At 60.4% G+C, this 19904-nt stretch carries 19 protein-coding genes and 4 tRNA genes; 18 read left to right on the plus strand and 5 right to left on the minus strand.

Annotation, left to right across the window (positions count from 1 at the left end; translation table 11 throughout):
* From RSO41_RS13155 to RSO41_RS13185, 7 genes are all read left to right on the plus strand, one after another.
* Positions 1 to 1178: TRAP transporter large permease subunit (locus tag RSO41_RS13155; protein WP_315619604.1), on the plus strand; the 1178-nt coding region annotated here is incomplete at its 5' end.
* A gap of 159 nt (positions 1179 to 1337) precedes the next feature.
* Positions 1338 to 2708 (plus strand): MFS transporter, encoded by a 1371-nt coding sequence (locus tag RSO41_RS13160; RefSeq protein ID WP_315619605.1) that lies wholly within the window; start codon positions 1338 to 1340, stop codon positions 2706 to 2708.
* A 26-nt stretch (positions 2709 to 2734) separates the two neighbouring features.
* Positions 2735 to 3703, plus strand: a complete 969-nt coding sequence (locus RSO41_RS13165; RefSeq protein ID WP_315619606.1) for a glycoside hydrolase family 43 protein — start codon at positions 2735 to 2737, stop codon at positions 3701 to 3703.
* Between the two features lie 97 nt (positions 3704 to 3800).
* On the plus strand, positions 3801 to 4787 hold the full coding sequence (gene araD1, locus RSO41_RS13170; protein WP_315619608.1) for an AraD1 family protein: 987 nt from the start codon (positions 3801 to 3803) through the stop codon (positions 4785 to 4787).
* A 72-nt stretch (positions 4788 to 4859) separates the two neighbouring features.
* On the plus strand, positions 4860 to 6437 hold the full coding sequence (locus RSO41_RS13175; RefSeq protein WP_315619609.1) for an aldehyde dehydrogenase (NADP(+)): 1578 nt from the start codon (positions 4860 to 4862) through the stop codon (positions 6435 to 6437).
* Between the two features lie 90 nt (positions 6438 to 6527).
* Positions 6528 to 7694: a fumarylacetoacetate hydrolase family protein gene (locus tag RSO41_RS13180; protein ID WP_315619610.1), complete on the plus strand. Its 1167-nt coding sequence runs from the start codon at positions 6528 to 6530 to the stop codon at positions 7692 to 7694.
* Between the two features lie 154 nt (positions 7695 to 7848).
* Positions 7849 to 8613 carry a FadR/GntR family transcriptional regulator gene (locus tag RSO41_RS13185; RefSeq protein ID WP_315619611.1) on the plus strand — a complete coding sequence of 255 codons (765 nt, stop codon included), beginning with the start codon at positions 7849 to 7851 and terminating at the stop codon, positions 8611 to 8613.
* Positions 8614 to 8797: 184 nt separating this feature from the next.
* On the opposite strand, the gene RSO41_RS13190 is transcribed toward RSO41_RS13185, so the two are convergent.
* A tRNA-Ala gene (locus RSO41_RS13190) sits at positions 8798 to 8873 on the minus strand.
* 231 nt (positions 8874 to 9104) lie between these two features.
* Between RSO41_RS13190 and uvrY the strand changes: the two genes are divergently transcribed.
* From uvrY to RSO41_RS13230, 8 genes are all read left to right on the plus strand, one after another.
* Entirely contained in the window at positions 9105 to 9752 is a 648-nt protein-coding gene (gene uvrY, locus RSO41_RS13195) for a UvrY/SirA/GacA family response regulator transcription factor (RefSeq protein WP_315619612.1), read from the plus strand.
* Between the two features lie 59 nt (positions 9753 to 9811).
* A complete protein-coding gene (gene uvrC, locus RSO41_RS13200) occupies positions 9812 to 11626 on the plus strand; it encodes an excinuclease ABC subunit UvrC (RefSeq protein ID WP_315619613.1) in 1815 nt (604 codons plus the stop codon).
* Positions 11627 to 11697: 71 nt separating this feature from the next.
* Entirely contained in the window at positions 11698 to 12246 is a 549-nt protein-coding gene (pgsA, locus tag RSO41_RS13205; protein ID WP_315619614.1) for a CDP-diacylglycerol--glycerol-3-phosphate 3-phosphatidyltransferase, read from the plus strand.
* 62 nt (positions 12247 to 12308) lie between these two features.
* Positions 12309 to 12383 (plus strand) — tRNA-Gly (locus RSO41_RS13210).
* A 152-nt stretch (positions 12384 to 12535) separates the two neighbouring features.
* Positions 12536 to 12609: transfer RNA gene (locus RSO41_RS13215), tRNA-Cys, on the plus strand.
* 35 nt (positions 12610 to 12644) lie between these two features.
* A tRNA-Leu gene (locus RSO41_RS13220) sits at positions 12645 to 12731 on the plus strand.
* Between the two features lie 160 nt (positions 12732 to 12891).
* Complete coding sequence (locus tag RSO41_RS13225; protein WP_315619615.1) at positions 12892 to 14079, plus strand: tyrosine-type recombinase/integrase; 1188 nt, start codon at positions 12892 to 12894, stop codon at positions 14077 to 14079.
* A 262-nt stretch (positions 14080 to 14341) separates the two neighbouring features.
* Positions 14342 to 14788 carry a universal stress protein gene (locus RSO41_RS13230; protein ID WP_315619616.1) on the plus strand — a complete coding sequence of 149 codons (447 nt, stop codon included), beginning with the start codon at positions 14342 to 14344 and terminating at the stop codon, positions 14786 to 14788.
* Between the two features lie 76 nt (positions 14789 to 14864).
* On the opposite strand, the gene RSO41_RS13235 is transcribed toward RSO41_RS13230, so the two are convergent.
* The 4 genes from RSO41_RS13235 to RSO41_RS13250 all read right to left on the minus strand — a co-directional run bounded on the left by RSO41_RS13235 (position 14865) and on the right by RSO41_RS13250 (position 18049).
* Entirely contained in the window at positions 14865 to 15926 is a 1062-nt protein-coding gene (locus tag RSO41_RS13235; protein WP_315619617.1) for a helix-hairpin-helix domain-containing protein, read from the minus strand.
* Between the two features lie 669 nt (positions 15927 to 16595).
* Positions 16596 to 17054 carry a hypothetical protein gene (locus RSO41_RS13240; RefSeq protein ID WP_315619618.1) on the minus strand — a complete coding sequence of 153 codons (459 nt, stop codon included), beginning with the start codon at positions 17052 to 17054 and terminating at the stop codon, positions 16596 to 16598.
* Entirely contained in the window at positions 17051 to 17761 is a 711-nt protein-coding gene (locus RSO41_RS13245; RefSeq protein WP_315619619.1) for a phage antirepressor KilAC domain-containing protein, read from the minus strand. Before RSO41_RS13245 ends, RSO41_RS13240 begins: the two co-directional genes overlap by 4 nt.
* Before the next feature lie 105 nt (positions 17762 to 17866).
* The gene (locus RSO41_RS13250; RefSeq protein ID WP_315619620.1) at positions 17867 to 18049 is read right to left on the minus strand and encodes a hypothetical protein; all 183 of its coding nucleotides are present in this window, start codon (positions 18047 to 18049) and stop codon (positions 17867 to 17869) included.
* 117 nt (positions 18050 to 18166) lie between these two features.
* On the opposite strand from RSO41_RS13250, the gene RSO41_RS13255 reads away from it, so the two are divergent.
* The 3 genes from RSO41_RS13255 (at position 18167) to RSO41_RS13265 (ending at position 19813) form a co-directional block, all read left to right on the plus strand.
* Positions 18167 to 18532, plus strand: coding sequence for an Arc family DNA-binding protein (locus RSO41_RS13255; RefSeq protein WP_315619621.1), 366 nt, complete (start codon positions 18167 to 18169; stop codon positions 18530 to 18532).
* A gap of 108 nt (positions 18533 to 18640) precedes the next feature.
* Positions 18641 to 19414, plus strand: coding sequence for a hypothetical protein (locus RSO41_RS13260; protein ID WP_315619622.1), 774 nt, complete (start codon positions 18641 to 18643; stop codon positions 19412 to 19414).
* Between the two features lie 9 nt (positions 19415 to 19423).
* Positions 19424 to 19813 carry a hypothetical protein gene (locus RSO41_RS13265; protein ID WP_315619623.1) on the plus strand — a complete coding sequence of 130 codons (390 nt, stop codon included), beginning with the start codon at positions 19424 to 19426 and terminating at the stop codon, positions 19811 to 19813.
* Positions 19814 to 19904 lie beyond the last annotated feature (91 nt).

Raw genomic sequence — 19904 nt, forward strand, 5'->3', positions numbered from 1 at the left:
GCGCCCTGCCGCTGGTCACCAGTCGGGTCTACGGCTTCGTCACCGAATACTCCCTGGTGGCGGTGCCGATGTTCGTCTTGATGGCATCACTGCTCGATCGATCGGGGATCGCCAAGGACCTGTTCAATGCCATGCGGGTCTTCGCCGGCCGCCTGCCCGGTGGCGTGGCGGTGCAGACCATCGTGGTGGCCTTCTTCCTCGCCGCCCTGTCCGGCATCATCGGCGGCGAGATCGTGCTGCTGGGGATCCTGGCACTGCCCCAGATGCTGCGCCTGGGCTATGACAAGCACCTGTCGATCGGGGTGGTCTGTGCCGGCGGCGCCCTGGGCACCATGATGCCGCCGTCGATCGTGCTGATCATCTATGGCTTGATCGCCAGTGTGTCGATCGCCGACCTGTTCACCGCGGCGATCACCCCGGCGGTGATCCTGATGCTGTCGTACATCGCCTATGTGCTGGTGCGCTGCCTGCGCAATCCGGCCATGGGGCCACCGATGAGCGACACCGACCGCCAGGAAGGTTTCGCCAACCGCTGGCAGGCGCTCAAGGCGATTCTCGTGCCGGGGCTGATCGCGCTGCTGGTGCTGGGGTCGATCTATGGCGGTGTGGCCTCGGTGACCGAGGCGGCCGCCATGGGCGTGTTCGGCGTGCTGCTGGCGGTGGTGCTGCGTGGCGAGTTCTCGATGAAGACCCTGCACGAGAGCCTGGGCCAGACGCTGACTACCTGCGGCATGATCATCTGGATCGGCATCGGCGCCGCGGCCCTGGTCGGGGTCTACAACCTGATGGGCGGCAACCGCTTCATCTCGGGCATGATCACCGGGCTCGATGTGGCGCCGATCGTCATCCTGCTGGTGATGATGGCGATCCTGCTGGTGCTGGGCATGTTCCTCGACTGGATCGGCGTGGCCATGCTGACCCTGCCGATCTTCGTGCCGATCGTCGAACAGTTGGGCTACAGCCCGATCTGGTTCGGCATCCTGTTCGCGGTGAACATGCAGGTTTCCTTCCTGTCGCCGCCGTTCGGGCCGGCCGCCTTCTACCTGAAAGGGGTGGCGCCGCCGGAGGTCAGCCTCAAGGACATCTTCGTCGCTGTGTTGCCGTTCATCGCCCTGCAGCTGTGCGTGCTGTTCGCGCTGTTGTTCTGGCCGAACCTGGCGATGTGGCTGGTGGGGTAGCCAGGCGATATCGACGCCGCCCGGCGAGGACGGACGGCGCCTTTCGATCACTCGGGACACGATGATTCACCGAGGCCAAGAGGCATCCAGCCACTTCCCCGAAGCTGGCCAAGAACAAGGACGCCTCATGACCATCAACAACGCCAAGGAGGCAAGATCATGACAACACGGCGCCTGACCTATCTGGAGAAAGTGGGATTCGGCAGCGGGGATATGGCGATCAATATCGTGATTTCTTCGATGTTTCTGATCATCTCATTCTTCTATACGGATATCTTTGGGTTGAAGCCGAGCCACATGGGTATTCTCTTTCTCGTGGCTCGCCTGGTGGATGCCATTACCGACCCCCTGATGGGGATCGTCACCGACAAGTTCAACAGCAAGCGTGGTCGATACCGACCCTACTTCCTGATCTTTTCGGTGCCATTCGGCATTTCCGTACTGCTGCTCTTCACCACGCCAGACTGGAGTTACAACGCAAAACTGGTCTGGGCCTACTCCACCTACCTCTTCGTCACCCTGATGTTCACGGCCGTGACGATTCCCTATATTTCACTGATCGGCGTCCTGACACCCGACCCTCAGGACAGGCTCTCCGCCAACGGTTATCGCCTCTTCTTTGCCAAGATCGCAGCCTTTCTCGTCACCATCATCGTGCCCAAACTGGCCGAATACGTCGGCAGTGAAAGCCTCCAGTTTGGCTACCAATTCTCCATGGGGCTGATGGGCGGGCTGGCCACCCTGCTCTTCCTGTTCTGCTATGCCACGACCACCGAACGCGTGCAGCACACCATCGAGGACAAGCCACTGCGTTCACAGTTGCACATTCTCAAGAAGAACGATCAGTGGCTGGTTCTCTGCGCCGTGTGTTTCACCGGTACCCTAGGCTACGTCATGCGCAGTTCGGTGGCCGCCTACTACGCCAAATATTATCTGGGGGCCGATGCCACCCTGCTGTCGGCGTTCCTTACCACAGGGGTCACCGCGGCGATTCTCGCCATGGTCGCATCGACCTGGCTGACCAAGCGCTACTGCAAGATTCAGCTGTTCCGCTGGAGCCAACTGGCAGTCGGCGCCTTGAGTGTGCTGATGTTCATCGCCGTCGGGCCCGGGGATATCGCCCTCGCCTTCGTGCTGTACTTCCTCATTTCCTTCATCGTCGACCTGCACGCACCCGTCTTCTGGTCAGCGATCGCCGAATCCGTCGATTATGGCGAAGCCAAGACCGGGCAGCGCGTATCGGGTCTCGCCTTCGGGGGCATCTCCTTCTGCCAGAAGGCCGGCATGGGCGCGGCGGGGTTTCTCGTCGGCCAATTGCTGACCTATTTCAACTACGAGGCCAACGTCGAGCAGAGCGCCTTCACCTTGACCGGCATCGCGCTGATGCTCTCGGTCATTCCCGGGGTATTCCACACCTTGATGGGCAGCTTCATGTTCAAGTATCGCATCACCAACCGCTACTACGACGCCATGCAGGACGGCGAGTTGGACGATACGCCCCCATCGACCGCCGACACCAGGACATCATGACGCCAGCACGTCCACAGGAGAACGGAATGAACAAGCCACTTGCGCCCTTGATTGAGCAGCGAGCAGACCCTTTCATCCACCGGCATGACAACGGGTACTACTTCATCGCCTCCGTGCCTGCCTATGATCGGCTGGAGTTGCGCCACGCCACCACCATCGCCGGTCTCGCCGAAGCCGAGCCCGTCACCATCTGGGAAAAGGAAGACAGCGGCCCGCTCAGCGAACTGATCTGGGCACCGGAACTTCACTATCATCAGGGCCGCTGGGTCGTCTATTTTGCCGCCGCGCCCAGCCGCGACACGCGAGACGGTCTCTTCCAGCACCGCATGTACTGCATCGCCACCAGCGCCGACGACCCCATCCAGGGCGTATGGAGCCATCCGCAGCGGATCGATACCGGCATCGACAGCTTCTGCCTCGATGGCACCGCCTTCCAACATGGCGGCGAGCTCTACTACGTCTGGGCACAGAAGGAGCCGGACATCCCCGGCAATACCAACCTCTACATTGCCCGCATGGCCACGCTGGATACCCTCGACAGTGCGCCGGTGCGACTTTCCATCCCCGAGTTCGAATGGGAGACACGTGGTTTCATGGTCAACGAGGGCCCGGCCGTGCTGGTACGGCACGGTCGCGTTCTGCTGACCTACTCGGCCAGCGCCACCGACGAAAACTACTGCATGGGCCTGTTGTGGGCCGATCAATCCGCCGACCTGCTGGACCCGACAAGCTGGACAAAATCGACCACCCCCGTCTTCACCAGCGACCGACAACGCTCGGTCTTCGGGCCTGGCCACAACAGCTTCACCATCGCCGAGGATGGCAAGACCGACATGCTGGTGTATCACGCCCGCTCCTATACCGACATCGTCGGCGACCCCCTCTGGGATCCCAATCGTCACACCTACGTCAAGCCCATTGCCTGGGACTCGAATGGCTTTCCCTGCTTCGGTCAACCATCGCTGGTAGAGGCCCCGGCAAGCGATGCGGAATAGGTGACACCGCCAATATGTACAACATTTGGATTTATTTATTGAACATGCCATCCTGTCCCGCATGCAGAAGCGGCGACACGCCGAGGAGGACGACCCCATGCGCCTGATCCAATGCCTGCACGAAGACCGCCTGTACGCCGCCCTGGTGGAAGACGACACGACGGTACGGCTCACTGACGCCGACACCTACCACCTTGCCCGCGATGCCATGGCATCGAGCCGGCCACTTGCCGAGGTCGTCGAGGCGCGGTTGACCGACATACGCCTCGATTATGCCGAGCTCGTCGACGCAGGACGTCTGATGCCGCCGCTCACGCATCCGGACCCGGCGCATTGCCTGGTCACCGGCACCGGCCTGACCCATCTGGGAAGCGCCGATGCCCGCTCGGCGATGCATGCCAAGACCCAGGCCAGCGAGGAAGACCTCACCGATTCCATGCGCATGTTCAAGCTCGGCGTGGAAAACGGCAAACCCGCCGCCGGCGAAACGGGCGCTCAGCCCGAGTGGTTCTACAAGGGCGATGGCGACTGCGTGGTACCGCCCGAAGCGCCTCTCCCGTCCCCTGCCTTTGCGCAGGACGGCGGCGAGGAACCGGAACTGGCCGGCCTGTACCTCATCGACGACACGGGGCGTCCTCGGCGACTCGGCTTCGCCGTGGGCAACGAGTTTTCCGACCATGTCACCGAGCGCTTCAATTATCTGTGGCTGGCCCATTCCAAGTTGCGCGTCTGCAGTTTCGGACCGGAACTGCTCATCGGCTCGCTGCCCGGCCACCTCGAGGGGATCAGCCGCATCACCCGCGAGGGCGAGACCCTGTGGCAGAAGCCTTTCCTCACCGGCGAGGACAACATGGCCCACAGCCTGGCCAACCTGGAGCATCACCATTTCAAGTACTCGGGCTTCCGCCGTCCCGGTGATGTGCATGTGCACTTCTTCGGCACCGCGACCCTCAGCTTTGCCGACGGCATCCAGCCACGCGAGGGCGACCGTTTCGAGATCGAGATCCCGGCATTCGGCCGTGCCCTGCGCAATCCGCTGACCCGGGAGACGGCCGACGATCGCGCGGACGTATCACCGCTGTAGACGCCACCAGAGCCCCAGACCGCTGCGGGCGCGCGGAATGCGCGCCCAATCGTTACCACGAAAGGAGTGACCATGACCCTAGAAGGCACGCAACTCATCGGACGTGAAGCCGTTCAGGCCACGGGCGACGCCTTTCACGCCATCGACCCGGCTACCGGCGAGACCCTTCAACCGGCCTTCCACACCGGCGGCAAGGCCGAGGTCGAGCGCGCCAGCGAACTCGCCCGGGATGCATTCGATCGCTATCGTGAAACGAACCTCGAGACCCGCGCCAGCTTTCTCGAGACCATTGCCGACAAGATCGAGGACATCGGCGATGAGCTCATCGTTCGCGCCATGGCCGAGTCCGGCCTGCCCCGGGCCCGCCTCGAGGGCGAAAGAGGCCGGACATGCGGCCAGTTGCGACTGTTCGCCAAGGTCGTGCGCGCCGGCGAATGGCTCGATGTGCGCATCGATCCCGCACTGCCCGACCGCCAGCCCATGCCGCGCGTCGACCTCCGACAGCGCCACGTTGCCCTGGGCCCGGTGGCCGTATTCGGTGCCAGCAACTTCCCGCTGGCCTTCTCGGCCGCCGGCGGCGATACCGCCTCGGCTCTGGCCGCTGGCTGCCCGGTAGTGGTCAAGGGACACCCCGCCCACCCCGGCACATCGGAGCTGGTCGGGCGCGCCATCCAGTCGGCGGTAGCCGAGTGCCAACTGCCCGAAGGCGTCTTCTCCCTGCTTCAGGGCACCGGCAACGAGATCGGCCAGGTCCTGGTCACGGACCCGAATATCAAGGCCGTGGGCTTCACCGGCTCGCGCGGCGGCGGCACGGCCCTGGCACGCCTCGCGCAGAATCGCCCGGAACCGATCCCGGTCTACGCCGAGATGAGCTCGATCAATCCGGTCTTCCTGCTACCCGAGGCCCTCGAGGCCCGCGGCAAGGAGCTCGCCGAAGGTTTCGTCGGCTCGCTCAACATGGGCGCCGGTCAGTTCTGCACCAACCCGGGGCTGGTAATCGGCATCCAGAGTGAAGCGCTCGATCGCTTCCTGGTTACCGCCGCCGAGTCCGTCGAAGCCAGCGGCACCCAGACCATGCTGACGCCGGGTATCCAGGATGCCTATTCCCGTGGCATGTCGGCCCTGGCTTCCAGCGACAAGGCACGTGAAGTGGCAAAGGGGCAATCCAGTGACGCTCCCAACCAGAGCCAGACCGGCCTGTTCGTGGCCAAGGCCGAGGATTTCCTTGCCGACGAGACCTTGCAGCAAGAAGTGTTTGGCGCCACGTCCCTGGTCGTGGCATGCGCCGACCAGGCCGAGGTCAAGCGGGTCGCCGAGCATCTCGAGGGGCAGCTCACCGCGACCCTGCAGATGGACGATGCCGACGTCGAGTTCGCCCATGAACTTCTGCCGACCCTGGAGCGTCGCGCCGGCCGGGTGATGGCCAATGGCTGGCCCACCGGCGTCGAAGTGTGCCATGCCATGGTGCACGGCGGCCCCTATCCGGCGACCACCGACGCTCGCACCACTTCGGTGGGCAGCGCAGCGATCCATCGTTTCCTGCGTCCGGTGTGCTATCAGAACCTGCCCCAGGCACTGCTGCCCGAGGCCCTGCGCGACGGTAATCCGAACGGCATCAGCCGGCTGATCGACGGTCAGCGCGACGCGTGATCAGGCAGCAGGACATCGGTGCGATGACCCTCCCGGCGGCGCCTCGCGTCGCCGGCTGCTCTCGCGTCGCTCACGAAAGGAAAGAGATTCATGCCCCACGACAACAGACTCCCAGACGATCATCGCCGGGCCCTGCTGGTCGGCCGCGTCTGGCGTGATTCACCGGAGGGCCCTGCCCCGGTTGTCGTCCGTGATGGGCAGGTCATCGACATTTCCGATACGGTCGGAATCATGGCCGACCTGCTCGATCGCGACGACGCGGCGCAACGCGTCGCCTCGGCCACAGGCCCCGTGCTGTGCGATGTCACGACCCTGCTCGACAACTCCACACGGTCACCCCAGGGCGTCCCCCACCTGCTGGCCCCCTGTGACGTCCAGGCTATCAAGGCGTGCGGCGTCACCTTCGCCGTCAGCCTGCTGGAACGCGTCATCGAGGAGCAGGCCGGTGGCGACCCGAAGCGGGCCGCCGAGCTACGCGACGAACTCCAGCGACTGATCGGCGGCGACCTGTCGCGGATCACCCCGGGCTCTGACGACGCCATGGCTCTGCGCGACGAACTCAAGGCCCGCGGCGCCTGGTCCCAATACATGGAAGTCGGCATAGGGCCGGACGCCGAAGTCTTCACCAAGGCACAACCGCTCTCGTCGGTGGGATTCGGTGCCTGGGTCGGTCTGCACCCGGCCTCGCGCTGGAACAACCCCGAGCCCGAGATCGTGCTGGCGGTGAACGCGGCGGGCAATCCCGTCGGTGCCACCCTGGGCAACGACGTCAACCTACGCGACATCGAGGGCCGCAGCGCCCTGCTGTTGGGCAAGGCCAAGGACAATAACGCATCCTGCGCCATCGGCCCCTTCATTCGCCTGTTCGACGAACATTTCTCCATGGACGATGTGCGCACCGCCATGGTCGACCTGCGCATCGAGGGGGAAGACGACGGTTTTCGGCTCCAAGACTCGAGCGACATGCGCGAGATCAGCCGATCGCCGGAGGGGCTGGTCAACCAGACCATCGGGGCCCATCACCAGTATCCGGATGGTTTCATGCTGTTTCTCGGTACCATGTTCTCGCCGATACAGGATCGGGATGGGCCGGGCCAGGGTTTCACCCACCATCTGGGCGACACCGTGACCATTGCGACGCCACGCCTAGGAGCCCTGATCAATCGTGTGGAACGCAGCGACCGCCTGCCGCCATGGACTTACGGCATTCGTCGCTGGCTGGCCGACCAGCGAGGACCGTCCAGTCACCGGGCGTAATGCCCAGAACGACCCAAGGCCCTCGAGACACTTTGGTCTGCCCCGGCGGCGACCATTCGTCTTGCGCGGGGGGCCTTGGCGGTCCCAGGAACGACCGCATTGCAGCTATGTTAAGCATAAGCTAGGATCATCGCCATTTTCGCGGAGCCCGTCAGTGCCAGCAACCTCTCGTCCCTCGCGTACTCGGCCCTCCATCGCCGAACATCTCGCCGAAGCCATTTTCGCCGGGCGCTACCGTCCCGGCGATTTCGTGCCCAGGGAAGTCGACCTGGCCCAGCGATTCGAGCTCAACCGCTCGGCGGTGCGCAGCGATCTTCGCATGCTGGTCGATGTCGGCATCATCGAACGCATTTCGGGGCATGGCTCCAAGGTTCGCGACTACGAGGGCTGGAACATCCTCGACCCCCAGGTCACCGACTGGATGACGCGGTATGCTGCGCCCAACCCCCGAATCCAGCGCGAGATCCTGGCCTTCCGTCTCGATGTCGAGCCCTATGTGGCCATGACGGCAGCCCGACGCGCCACCGCCCGGGATCTTGTCGCCCTCGAGGAGGCCTTCGAGGGCATGGGTCAACACCTGCGTGACGACACCGGCGCCGAGCAGCGACGCCTGCACAGCGAACACGATGTTGCCTTTCACGTCGCCATCTTCAAGGCAACCCACAACATCGTCTGGGCCCAGCTCTCCCATATATTGCGACCATCGATTCATTTACTGATCGAAACATCGAATATCAGCGCCACCGACCCCGAGGACAGTCTCGAACGGCACCGTCAGGTCATGGAAAGTATTCGCGCCCGACGCCCTTCTGAGGCCTTCCACGCCGCCCAGGCAGTCCTGGCAGGCACGGCCTCTGCCCTGGGCATCGAGACGGGAGAAAGCACACTGGGCGGCCAGGCCATTCCGCCCGGCGATTGAGAGGGTGTTTACAAACTACTGCGCTCGCCCATGCGGCGTTGAAATCAGCCTCAAAATGCTCATTTACCAGCTCGGCAACACGGTCATGAGGCCGGCGTTGCCGGGACGTCATCATTGTTCATACGCTCGGCCACGAAAAAGCCGCCTGACGCATTGCGTCAGGCGGCTGATTCTTCAAAACTCTTGGTGGAGCCTAGCGGGATCGAACCGCTGACCTCAACACTGCCAGTGTTGCGCTCTCCCAGCTGAGCTAAGGCCCCACATGTGCTCGCCTTTGCGAGAACGAGACGTATGTTATTCATCAAAACGCGGCTCGTCAACCAGAGGAGCAGAAAAATGATAAAAAACATCGTCGGGCTGGCATTGCCAATTCCCCTTAACTTCATGTTATGTCAAGGTATGCGCGATTCAACGGAGGCCAGCCAGGGCCACGTCTACCTCGACGCGGACCATGTTCCCGTATTTCGTCCACTTCGTAGTAGGAGTTCCTTTTGATCAGGGTTCTCGTCGCCGATGATCACCACCTGGTAAGAACCAGCATCGCCCACCTGCTGAATGACGAACCGGACATCAGCGTGGTCGGTGAAGCTGCCGATGGCGAACAAGCCATCTTCCAGGCTCGTCAGCTCAAGCCGGATATCATATTGATGGATATCCGCATGCCCGGCATAGGCGGCCTGGAAGCCACCCGCAAGATCACTCGCCTCACCAGTGACATACGCATCCTGGTATTGACCGCCTTCATCGAGGAGGCCTTCGCTCAGCGACTGCTGGAGGCGGGTGCCCACGGTTTCATCAGCAAGGGATCGCAGCATGACGAGATGGTCCAGGCCATTCGCAGCGTCTTCGGCGGGAAGCGCTATATCAGCCCCGACATCGCCCAGCGACTGGTGCTGTTTCGCATCGACTCCAACGACAACCCCTTCGACCAGCTCTCCCAGCGCGAACTGCAGGTGGCGATGATGATCGTCAACTGCCAGAGAGTCGCCGACATCGCCGACCGCATGTTCCTGAGCCCCAAGACCGTCAATACATACCGTTACCGGATCTTCGAGAAGCTCGGCGTGCATTCCGACGTGGAGCTGACCCACCTCGGCCTGCGTCACGGATTGGTGGACGGTTTCAGCGAAGTGGAATAACCCAGCCGGTGGCGGGTCTGATAGGATGACGCCCGTTCCATCCCGTTATCGGCATCCCGATGAGTTTCGATTCTCGACAGTTTCTCGACACGGTCACCGAGTCCCCCGGGGTCTATCGCATGCTCGACGAGCAGGGCGATACGCTCTACGTCGGCAAGGCCCGAAGGCTCAAGGCACGCCTCGCCAGCTATTTCCGCGGTGCGCTCAATACCAAGACCCAGGCACTGGTCTCGCGCATCGCCGATATCCAGGTCACGGTCACCAACAGCGAGACAGAGGCCCTGCTGCTCGAGCAGACTCTGATCAAGGAGCAGCGTCCGCCCTATAACATCCTGCTGCGCGACGACAAGTCCTACCCCTTCGTCTTCGTCACCGACCGTCACCCGTTTCCTGCGCTGGAATACAAGCGCGCCCGAACCCGTCATGACGACGGCCGCTACCTGGGTCCTTACCCCAGCAGTGGCGCAGTGCGCGAGAGCCTGTCGCTGATGCAGAAAATCTTCCGCATCCGCAACTGCGAGGACAACGTTTTCGCCCACCGCAGCCGCCCCTGTCTGCAGTACCAGATCGGCCGTTGCAGCGCCCCATGCGTGGGTTATATCGATGAGGCCGATTACCGTCGGGATCTGGAGCACGCCGTGCAATGCCTCGAAGGCAAGAGCGAGGCCGTCACCCAGGAGCTCACCCGGGACATGGAAGCGGCCAGTCAGGCGCTCGACTTCGAGGAAGCCGCCCGCCTGAGGGACCAGATCCAGCAGCTCCGGCAGCTGCAACAACGTCAGTTCGTCGACACCGGCAGCGGCGATGCCGACATCTTTGCCCTGGCGAGCCGCCCCGGCGCCTTGTGCATCTCGGTACTCTCGATACGCGGTGGACGACTGCTGGGCGCCCGGCATCACACGCCGAGCAATGGCCTCGACCTGACGCCCGACACCCTGCTCGGCGACTTCATCAGCCAATACTACCTCGGCCAGGCGCGGGCCATTCCTGCCGAAGTCATTTCCAGCCATGCACTGCCCGACACCGACCTGATCGCCCAGGCGCTGGAGACACGTGCCGGAAAGCGAGTGCGCCTCACCTCGCGGGTGCGCGGCCACCGGGCCCAATGGCAGGAACTCGCGCGCACCAATGCCGAGCAGCAACTCTCCACACAGCTGGCCAACCAAACCCAGCTGGCTCAGCGTTTTGCGTCCCTGCGAGACGCCCTGGCGCTCGAGCAGGTACCAGCGCGTCTCGAGTGCTTCGATATCAGCCACAGCCACGGCGAGGCCACGGTGGCCTCATGCGTGGTCTTCGATGCCAATGGGCCGCGCAAGTCCGACTACCGGCGCTTCAACATCAAGAACATCGAGGCCGGCGATGACTACGCCGCCATGCGCCAGGCCCTGACACGACGCTTCAAACGACTCAAGGATGGTGAAGGCGAGCCTCCCGACCTGCTGATTGTCGACGGCGGCAAGGGGCAGCTCAACATGGCCCGGGACGTTTTCGCCGAGCTCGGCGTCGAAGGCGTGGGCCTCATCGGTGTGGCCAAGGGCACGACCCGCAAGGCAGGCCTCGAGACCCTGTTCATCGAGACCCCGGACCGAACCCTGGACCTCGACACCTCATCCCCCGCCCTGCACCTGTTGCAGCACATCCGCGATGAATCGCACCGTTTCGCCATCACCGGGCACCGCACTCGGCGCGACAAGGCCCGACGTACCTCGACGCTTCAGGACATCCCCGGGGTCGGCCCACGTCGACGTCGCGAACTGTTGCGCTTCTTCGGCGGTTTGCAGGGCGTCAGGCAAGCCAGTCGCGAGGAGCTCGCCCGAGTCCCGGGCATCAGCGCGACCCTCGCCGAGTCGATTCACCGCGCCCTGCATGGATGAGTGTCGACAAGCCGGATAGAATAGTCGGAATTTTCCGGCATCCCCCCTTCAAGGCAAGGACCGCAGCTCCGATGAACATACCCAATCTCCTGACGTTGGCCAGAATCATCTTCATCCCGCTGCTGGTGGTGTTCTTCTACCTCCCTCTCTCGTGGAGCATGCCAGTGGCGGCCGCCCTCTTTGCCCTGGCCTCGGTGACCGATTGGCTGGATGGCTTCCTTGCACGCCGCTGGGACCAGTCGACGCCGTTCGGTGCCTTTCTTGACCCGGTCGCCGACAAGTTGATGGTCGCGGTGGCCCTGGCATTGCTGATCGAACGCTATGACGCCATCTGGCTCACCCTGCCGGCTCTGGTGATCATCGGCCGCGAAATCGTCATTTCGGCATTGCGGGAATGGATGGCCGAGATGGGCAAGCGCGGCACGGTGGCGGTGTCCTGGATCGGCAAGCTCAAGACGACACTACAGATGGTCGCCCTGCTTTTGCTGCTCGCTTTCGCGCCAGGGACCCCCATCGCCATCCTGGGCGTCGTCACGCTTTATGTCGCCGCACTGCTGACACTCTGGTCGATGATCCAGTACCTGCGCGCCGCCTGGCCGCACTTGAGCCGCGCCATGTAACGTCGGCACGAAAAAGCGTTTGACAGTCACCAACTTATCCGTATAATACGTCCTCGAGTCAAGCGGGAATAGCTCAGTGGTAGAGCATCGCCTTGCCAAGGCGAGGGTCGCGAGTTCGAATCTCGTTTCCCGCTCCAGACTCGCAAGCAGCAAATAAAGTCGAAGCGTGCGACAGAGGGTCGCGATCCGGTGCGCCGGTCCGATCGAATCTCGTTTCCCGCTCCAGACTTGAACAAGCAACACCCCAGAGTCGAGTTTCATTCTTTTCGAGGATGACAGGACTCACAGAGGCTGGATGGCAGAGTGGTTATGCAGCGGACTGCAACTCCGTGTACGCCGGTTCGATTCCGACTCCAGCCTCCACTCCCCCTTCGCATCGAGCACCCGACCTGCATACCGCCCGGATGGCGAAATTGGTAGACGCAAGGGACTTAAAATCCCTCGGTGGCAACACCGTGTCGGTTCGAGTCCGACTCCGGGCACCATATGCCTAACTGACCCTTCCTGAGTCTGCTTAAAACCTCCTTAACACGCGCATTTCATTGAATTTCTGCTGCCTGAGCTTACTTGAGTATGTCTCAGTCACTGTTGCCTGTCTTGTACCCTGCCTGTACCTTTTGAGGCTCTGGGGTACAGGAGCTAGCTATGAAGCGCAGTCAGATCAAAAAGCGGCCCATGTCAGACACGACCCTGGCCAAGCTTGAGCCTGAGGCTACAGAATACCGTGAGCACGATGGCCACGGCTTGTACCTGCGGGTAAAGCCTAGCGGCGTGAAGTCTTGGAACCTGCGCATCAAGAAGCCGAACGGGAAATGGGGGTGGACGACACTGGGCAAGTACCCCGACCTCAGTGCCAAAGAGGCTCGGGAGATGGCACACACCTTCGAGGACAAGCCCCCAGAAGACACATTCTCCGTTGCTGCCGAAGACTGGTACGACCACAAGGTCGCATCCGGCAACGCACCAGACTCCCTCGACCAAAAGCGCCGCTATCTCGACAAAGAGATATTACCAGCCATCGGACACAAGCCTCTCAGCGAAGTCACAAGGCAAGACTGCGCCAATATTCAGAGCTCGCTGGAAAAGCGTGACGCTCTGTCGGTAGCGTCAAAGGTGCGAAGCTGGTTGAACCAGATCTTCTCACGCGCCATTGCCCGAGGGCGGTGCGAAATGAACCCTGCTTCCGAGCTTCGCGCTGTCGCGCTCAAGCGGCAAGAACAGCAGTACCCTCATCTTCTTGAAAGCGAGTTACCCGACTTCCTTCGGGCACTACGAATCAGCAGAGCCTTCTTACTGGGCCGAGTAGCTACATGGATGACGCTGCGAACCGCTTCAAGGCCTGGCATGGTGCGTTGGGCTGAGTGGTGCGAGATCAACCTGGATGACGGGCTCTGGACCGTACCGGCCGCGAAGATGAAGATGCGGCGGGAGCACTACGTACCCTTGAGCAGCCAGACGATCACAGACCTACGAGAGCTCAGAGAACGCACAGGGCGTAGCCAGTACCTCTTCCCCGGCTCTCGCGATAACCCCGTAATTAGCGAGGGCACAATCAATAAAGTCATCAGCTCTGCAGGGTACAAGGGAAAGCTGGTGGGTCACGGCTCGCGGCACACTGCCTCGACGCTTTTGCATGAACACGGCTGGCCTCACGATCATGTCGAGGCCCAGCTTGCTCACAAGGTGCAAGGTGTAGCGGGGGTCTACAACAAAGCAGCCTACCTAGCTCAGCGCCGGACGATGATCCAGTGGTATGCCGACTACCTTGACGCCCTGGAGCGCGGCATCACAAAGGACGAGGTCGAGACGTTCAAGGCGCGAGTCGAGGCATGACGAGCCGGCTCACGATTGCCTAATTGAGGTCGGTGCACTGGCTGTCGTCTCCCTCCTCGACCATCACGCCCGCTTGTCATGAGAGAGACCGTCATCGCTCTGCGTAGGCTCGCTGGGCCCTCGCGTCTAGTGAGACGGAACGCTACTCTGCCTCCTAGCTACCATCAGTGGCATGTGACATTACGCCCCACGCGCAACACTCTCTTTACTACTAGGCTGTGAAGTGAGCAATAGCCTTGCTAACCAATGTCAGGAGTTTGCCATGTTTCAGTCAATTCTCGTTCCTCTGGATGGGTCAGAACATTCACAAATGGCCTTGCACGTGGCCTGCAAGCTCATCTCACAAACAGGAGGGCAGATCACCCTCTTGCATGTCCCCGAACCACTCGAGCATGAGCCCATGATGGTATGGGGGATTGGGGCTGTCCCTATGGGGACAAACCAAGAGGAACGTGAAAAGGTAGGACAAGCGTTGCTTGATAAGGCAGTCGAAGACGCAAAGTCTCAAGGGCTTGATCAGAATGCCATTACCACCAAGCTAGTGCACGGTGCCCCCCAGCAGAAGATTTTGGCTGCAGCCAAGGAGTACCATGTCGATGCTATCGTCATGGGCAGCCGCGGTCTCAGCGATCTCAAAGGGCTAGTCGTCGGCAGTATTGCCCATCGAGTTAGCCACGCAGCGGATTGCCGAGTGATCACTGTCCACTAGATTTAAAGGCAAAATCAGGCACATCGAATGTGCTCGGCCTGGTCTAGGCCGAGCTGTTACCAGGTACTGAAGGAAGTTACAGGTTACACACCATACCGCTGGATTCGATGTCCTCGACCCGGGCAGGCCCGAGCCCATCAATTCGAGTGAGGCCATCAATGCTCTCGAACGGGCGGGCGCTGATGATATCTTCTGCTCTAGCCGGCCCGACCTGGGGCAGTTCGTCGAGCCGGCTCGCACTCGCATCGTTGAGGTCGATGCATTGCGGGACAGCGTCCTGATCAACTGTCACTCCCTCCAGAGCGGTGAACTCAGGCTCCGCGCCGCCGACAGTGATGTAAACCGGGGCGTGATCCGAGACAATGTCGCGTGATTTCTCGTGGCTCAATCCCAGCAGATCAGGGAATTCCACGATGTCGCTGCCGGTGTTGTCGAGAATGCCCTGATCGAACCACAGGTTGTCATAGAGGTTGGCGTACTGGCCGTCTGTCGAGCTCAGCGTCGTCGCGCCTGACGTGATTGCCGGTGCCGCGCCCTCATCGCGCAGCATCTGCCACGCATCGTGATCCGGAGCGAGATTGAAGTCACCCGCGATGATCCGTGGCGTCTCCGGGTAGACCTCGCGCATCCAGTCCCAGATCTCTGCAAGTTGCCGGATCTCGGGCGTGCGGTCGGCACGGCTGTCGCCGTAGACGATGTGCACCGCGGCCATAGCGACCTTGTCGCCTGTTTCGACATCGCGGAACTCAGCAAGATACGGCTCGCGCGCGAACTCGTCGCCCGGATCGCGGTAGACGACCGCCCCTTTCGTATATTCGACCTGACTGTCGCGCCAGAGGTAGCTGTAGCTCTCCTGGTACGAGGAGCGCCCTACTTCGTGCGACGTCATCGACGACCAGCTCTCGCCCGTTAGCGACTCCAGCTCGCTCTCGAGCTGCGAAACCGCTGCTTCGTCCATGACTTCGGTCAGGGCCCACAGATCAGCCCCTTGGGCGATATGGGCAACGAGGTCGATCCTCTTGCCGTTGTCCCACCCCAAATGCTCAAGGTTCCATGTGCCGACACTCATATCCCCGCTTGCTGCGGCCGGTAAGCCCAACACGACCGTCAGCGCGGCTCCCAACAATCTTTTCGGCATTGTGCCCCCACTCCTATAAACCAAAGGGCATGGTATCGATAGGAAAGGAGGGAAGCGAGAAGTGACGCGAATCCCGGTAGTTGCTGGCGACCCGCATGCGGCCGCGGGGACTGGGCATCACACCTACAGAATAGATCCAAACGTACGAGATTGCTTTATAGTCCCTCAATTGAAGTGTAGGAGATCACCAACATACAACCATCGCCTATTGCCAACAGACTTCAGCCTCAAGCTATACTCACCTGCACTACATATAAATGAACTGCAGGGAATATCATGAAAGTCAAAGGCATTCTTCTATCTGCGCTTCTCGCTCTACCGCTGGTAGCCGTTGCCGACCAGCCCACAGATGCAGAGGTTAAGCAGGCGATCATCGACCGCTCTATTCGATTTTACTCAGGCAACTGTCCTTGCCCATACAACTCGGCAAGTAATGGAAGCCGTTGTGGAGCGCGAAGCGCCTATAGCCGGCCAGGCGGTGCATCGCCTATCTGCTATCGAAGCGATGTTACTGATGAGATGGTCGAGCGGTGGCGGGAAAGGAATCAATGATCTTGATGTCGCAGCATTCGCTACCTCATGAAAATCATTGATACACTTTAGGGCCCGGCCTGGTAAGCCTTCACCGGGAATTGGACCCGTACGAACTGCTCCAGGCCGGGCCTCAGACTATGCAGCGTGGCTTACTGGATGGACGGTGATTGCTCTTTCCAGTTGCCGTGTTGCCGACTCGATCCACCCGAGACACTCAAACATGGCCTTCCCCAGCTCTATTCGAGGCGTGCTTGAGCAATCCTCGAGATAGATTGCTTCAATCAGGCGGATGGAGCTGACCGTGCTGAATAGCCGGCAGGTCACGTACATGTCAAGCAGGTCATCGGGCGGCAGCTCGTCCATCTCCTCATAGGGAACGGTGCCTGCGAGATCATCTCGTAGCGCCTGACTCATCCAGCAGTGATGGCCCTGGCGTAGGGCATCCGCATACCGAATGGCTTCAATCCTCAGCCCGAGCCCGCGAACACACATCTCCAGTACCGCCCGGTGCTCGGGATCTAGCTCTGGCTGAACGCATTGCAGGAAACGCGCGGCCGCATCAATGCGGCTCGCAATCGTCAACAGATCACTCATGCCGCATTCCCCTTCCCCTGGTCCCACATCCGCTGAAGCTTCGCCAGCCCCTTCCCAGTCACCAGTGCCGTAATGTTTTCTTGGAGCCCTTTTTCTGGGTGCTCCCAATGACGCACCTTCACATCCAGCAGGCCTGCTTCGATTTTCGCCTGATAGGGTTCGTTGCGGCGATCTACCCAGCCGTGGCGGCGCAGGAATGAAAAAAGCCGGTTTCGGCCGGTGCCGATTGTCTTTGCCGCCTGGCCGACGGTGATCGCGTCCGGGGATACCTCAACCTGGTTGGCAAAGGCAATCTTCGGAGCCGCTTCCTGCAGCGCCCTCTCCTGCTGCTCTATCCGTTCAGCCTGATCGGCGGCAAGCCGCAGAGCCTCGGCCATGGATTGCGGGAGTTGGGGTTGAGTGGCCTGCTCCTCGAGCTCCTGCCAGCGATCCACCAGCCTGGCCGTGAACTCTGGGCAGAGCTGGGCAACCACCACGTAGCTGTCTCGCTTACCTCGTTCGCCCACGAAAATGTAGAAAGCGCTGGGACGGCCATCTGTAGGCTTCTCCCCCATTGGGGGAAAAGCGATAACACCGCGCTTTGCGAGGCGATCGATGGACTGCTTCACCTTGTCGTGACGGGACTCGACCAGCTCGGCGACCTCGATGCTGGTCATGGCCAATTTGTCATCGTTTTGAGTGACTGATAGAACGGTGCTAGTATTCATAGCGTCATATCCTTTGGTAGCACATTGGTCTGACTTCGAAGCCTTTGGGGCGGCCACCCCGGAGGCTTCACTCATTTTCGGGCCTAACAGGTCCTCTTTCATCTCTTAGCCCTCCTTCATCTGCCCTGTTTTGGCTGCCTTTCGTTGATCATTGCTCCTTGCCTCCTTTATGAGGTGCGCGATCATGCCGTTTTGGCTACGGCACTCGCGAGCGCTCTTCTCCTTGATCCACCGCTTATCCTCTTCATCGAGGCGAAGGGGAAACGGCGCTTGCTGCTTGACTTTCATAGGCCCTCCGGTTGTGTCCGTACCAAGATAGATTCTAAAAGAGTCAGAGTCAAATTGATTCTTTGATTCTTTTTGATATCTAGGACACTATGTCCTAAAACCGCGAGGATAGAGGCCATGAGCGACAAGCCGCAGAAGGCGCCTTACCCGCTTCGCATGCCTGACGGTATGCGGGAGAAGCTCAAGGATGCCGCACACAAGAACCAGAGGTCGCTAAATGCGGAGATCGTAGCGCGCCTGCAGGAGAGTCTTGACCCCTTGAATGAATTCGTGCGGGATTTCGGCGATGGACAGCCTACCGGGCTTGAAAATTTGTTCGCTGAGCTTGAGGCGGACAATCAGATGGCGAACAACGCGGAAGACCAGCACATCCTCGATCTGCTACGTACAAGGAGGGAGATGCTGAAGTCCATGGAGCAAGTCATTACCAGCATCGACGCCAGGATCAAGAAACACCGGAGGCAGCTCAAAAGCCCTGAGTAAGCAGGCCTAGCCATACCTATGGGCTATCAGGCTATAAGTCCCCATCCCCTTTGCACCCCGCTCTATCGAACGATACGCTTACACCTCGCAGGGAGATAGGCACAAGACATGGCTACGCCACAGCTAGATACTCAGAATGTCACAGACCGCATCTTTAGCCTGCCAGAGGGTGAGGGCTGGGGATCATTCAGGGTCCGATCCATACAGAAAGAGATCGATAGCATCCAGAAGGAGGATGCTGCCATCGGTTTCATGCTGACAGGCATCCTAAGCGCCAAGCTACGGGATTATCGCAGCGTGGTGTCATTCTTCAGTAAGGCTGAGCGCATCGCACCTACGGATGATGCGATGTTGTGGAATTACGCAGCCGCACTGAATTTATTGGCTCAGTATGATGAAGCGGGCAAGATCTTCGAACGCTTGCTGGATACCGGCAACGTAAACGCGATTAACATCAAGGCAGCGCTGTGGGCGAACGGATCGGCTCTCAACCTTGAAGCATTTGAGCGCATCTATAATAAATATGCCCAGGCAGTGACGGACGAGGTGATTATGTCGATCATAGAGGATCTGAGAGCCTCATCTAGCATGGTGAAGGGTTTTATGAGCCAAGATTCTACACTCCAGGCAGATGCGCAGAAGATGGTTCAACACCTACAGTCAACACTCTTCGACCATAAGGCAACTTTGTCATCCGCCACACCCAAGATTGATAACTTTTACGGGCAGAGCGTGTTGCACCTCTACTACGGCGTCAACGCTTCAGTCGAAACGGTGATAACGCTGAATGACGACCTACTGGAAAGAGTATCTGACGATGAGGCCATTACCCATTGGGATAGCATCATTCCATCGTTCGTCAAAGTTTCTGATGAGGAGTGACGCGAAAAAATGCCAGTAACACCAATGCAGATCATGGAAGTCGCTGACGCCATAACCAGTGAAAGCAGCACCGAAGCAACGCTCAGGACTGCGGCTTCTCGTAGCTACTACAGCTTATACCACCATGCCCTGGAATTCGCTGACAACGATTCAGACGTACCAATCAGCAACCTTGCCGGGCCAACGCACAGGAAGCTGTCTGAATACTTCTCCAGCTCTGTGGCGCACCCTGATTGGCGCCGTAAAGCGATGCGTCGCGCTGGAATCCTGTTGAGAAAATGTCACGACTCTCGCTGTTATGCCGACTACAGCATCAGCGAACCTTTCGATGAGGACGTGCTGAAGGTAATGCGCCATGACTGCCAGAAGGCGATTGGCGTTATTGAGGGTATGGAGTGAATATGACCTATCGCGAAGAGGACAGGGGCGTCCTGAAGTAAGCTCCCGAGGTCTAAAAGAGCGGATCAAGGCTCCTTAGGCCCTGGCATCC

Origin of the sequence: Halomonas sp. I1 (assembly GCF_032334135.1) — a bacterium.
Lineage (GTDB): Bacteria > Pseudomonadota > Gammaproteobacteria > Pseudomonadales > Halomonadaceae > Halomonas.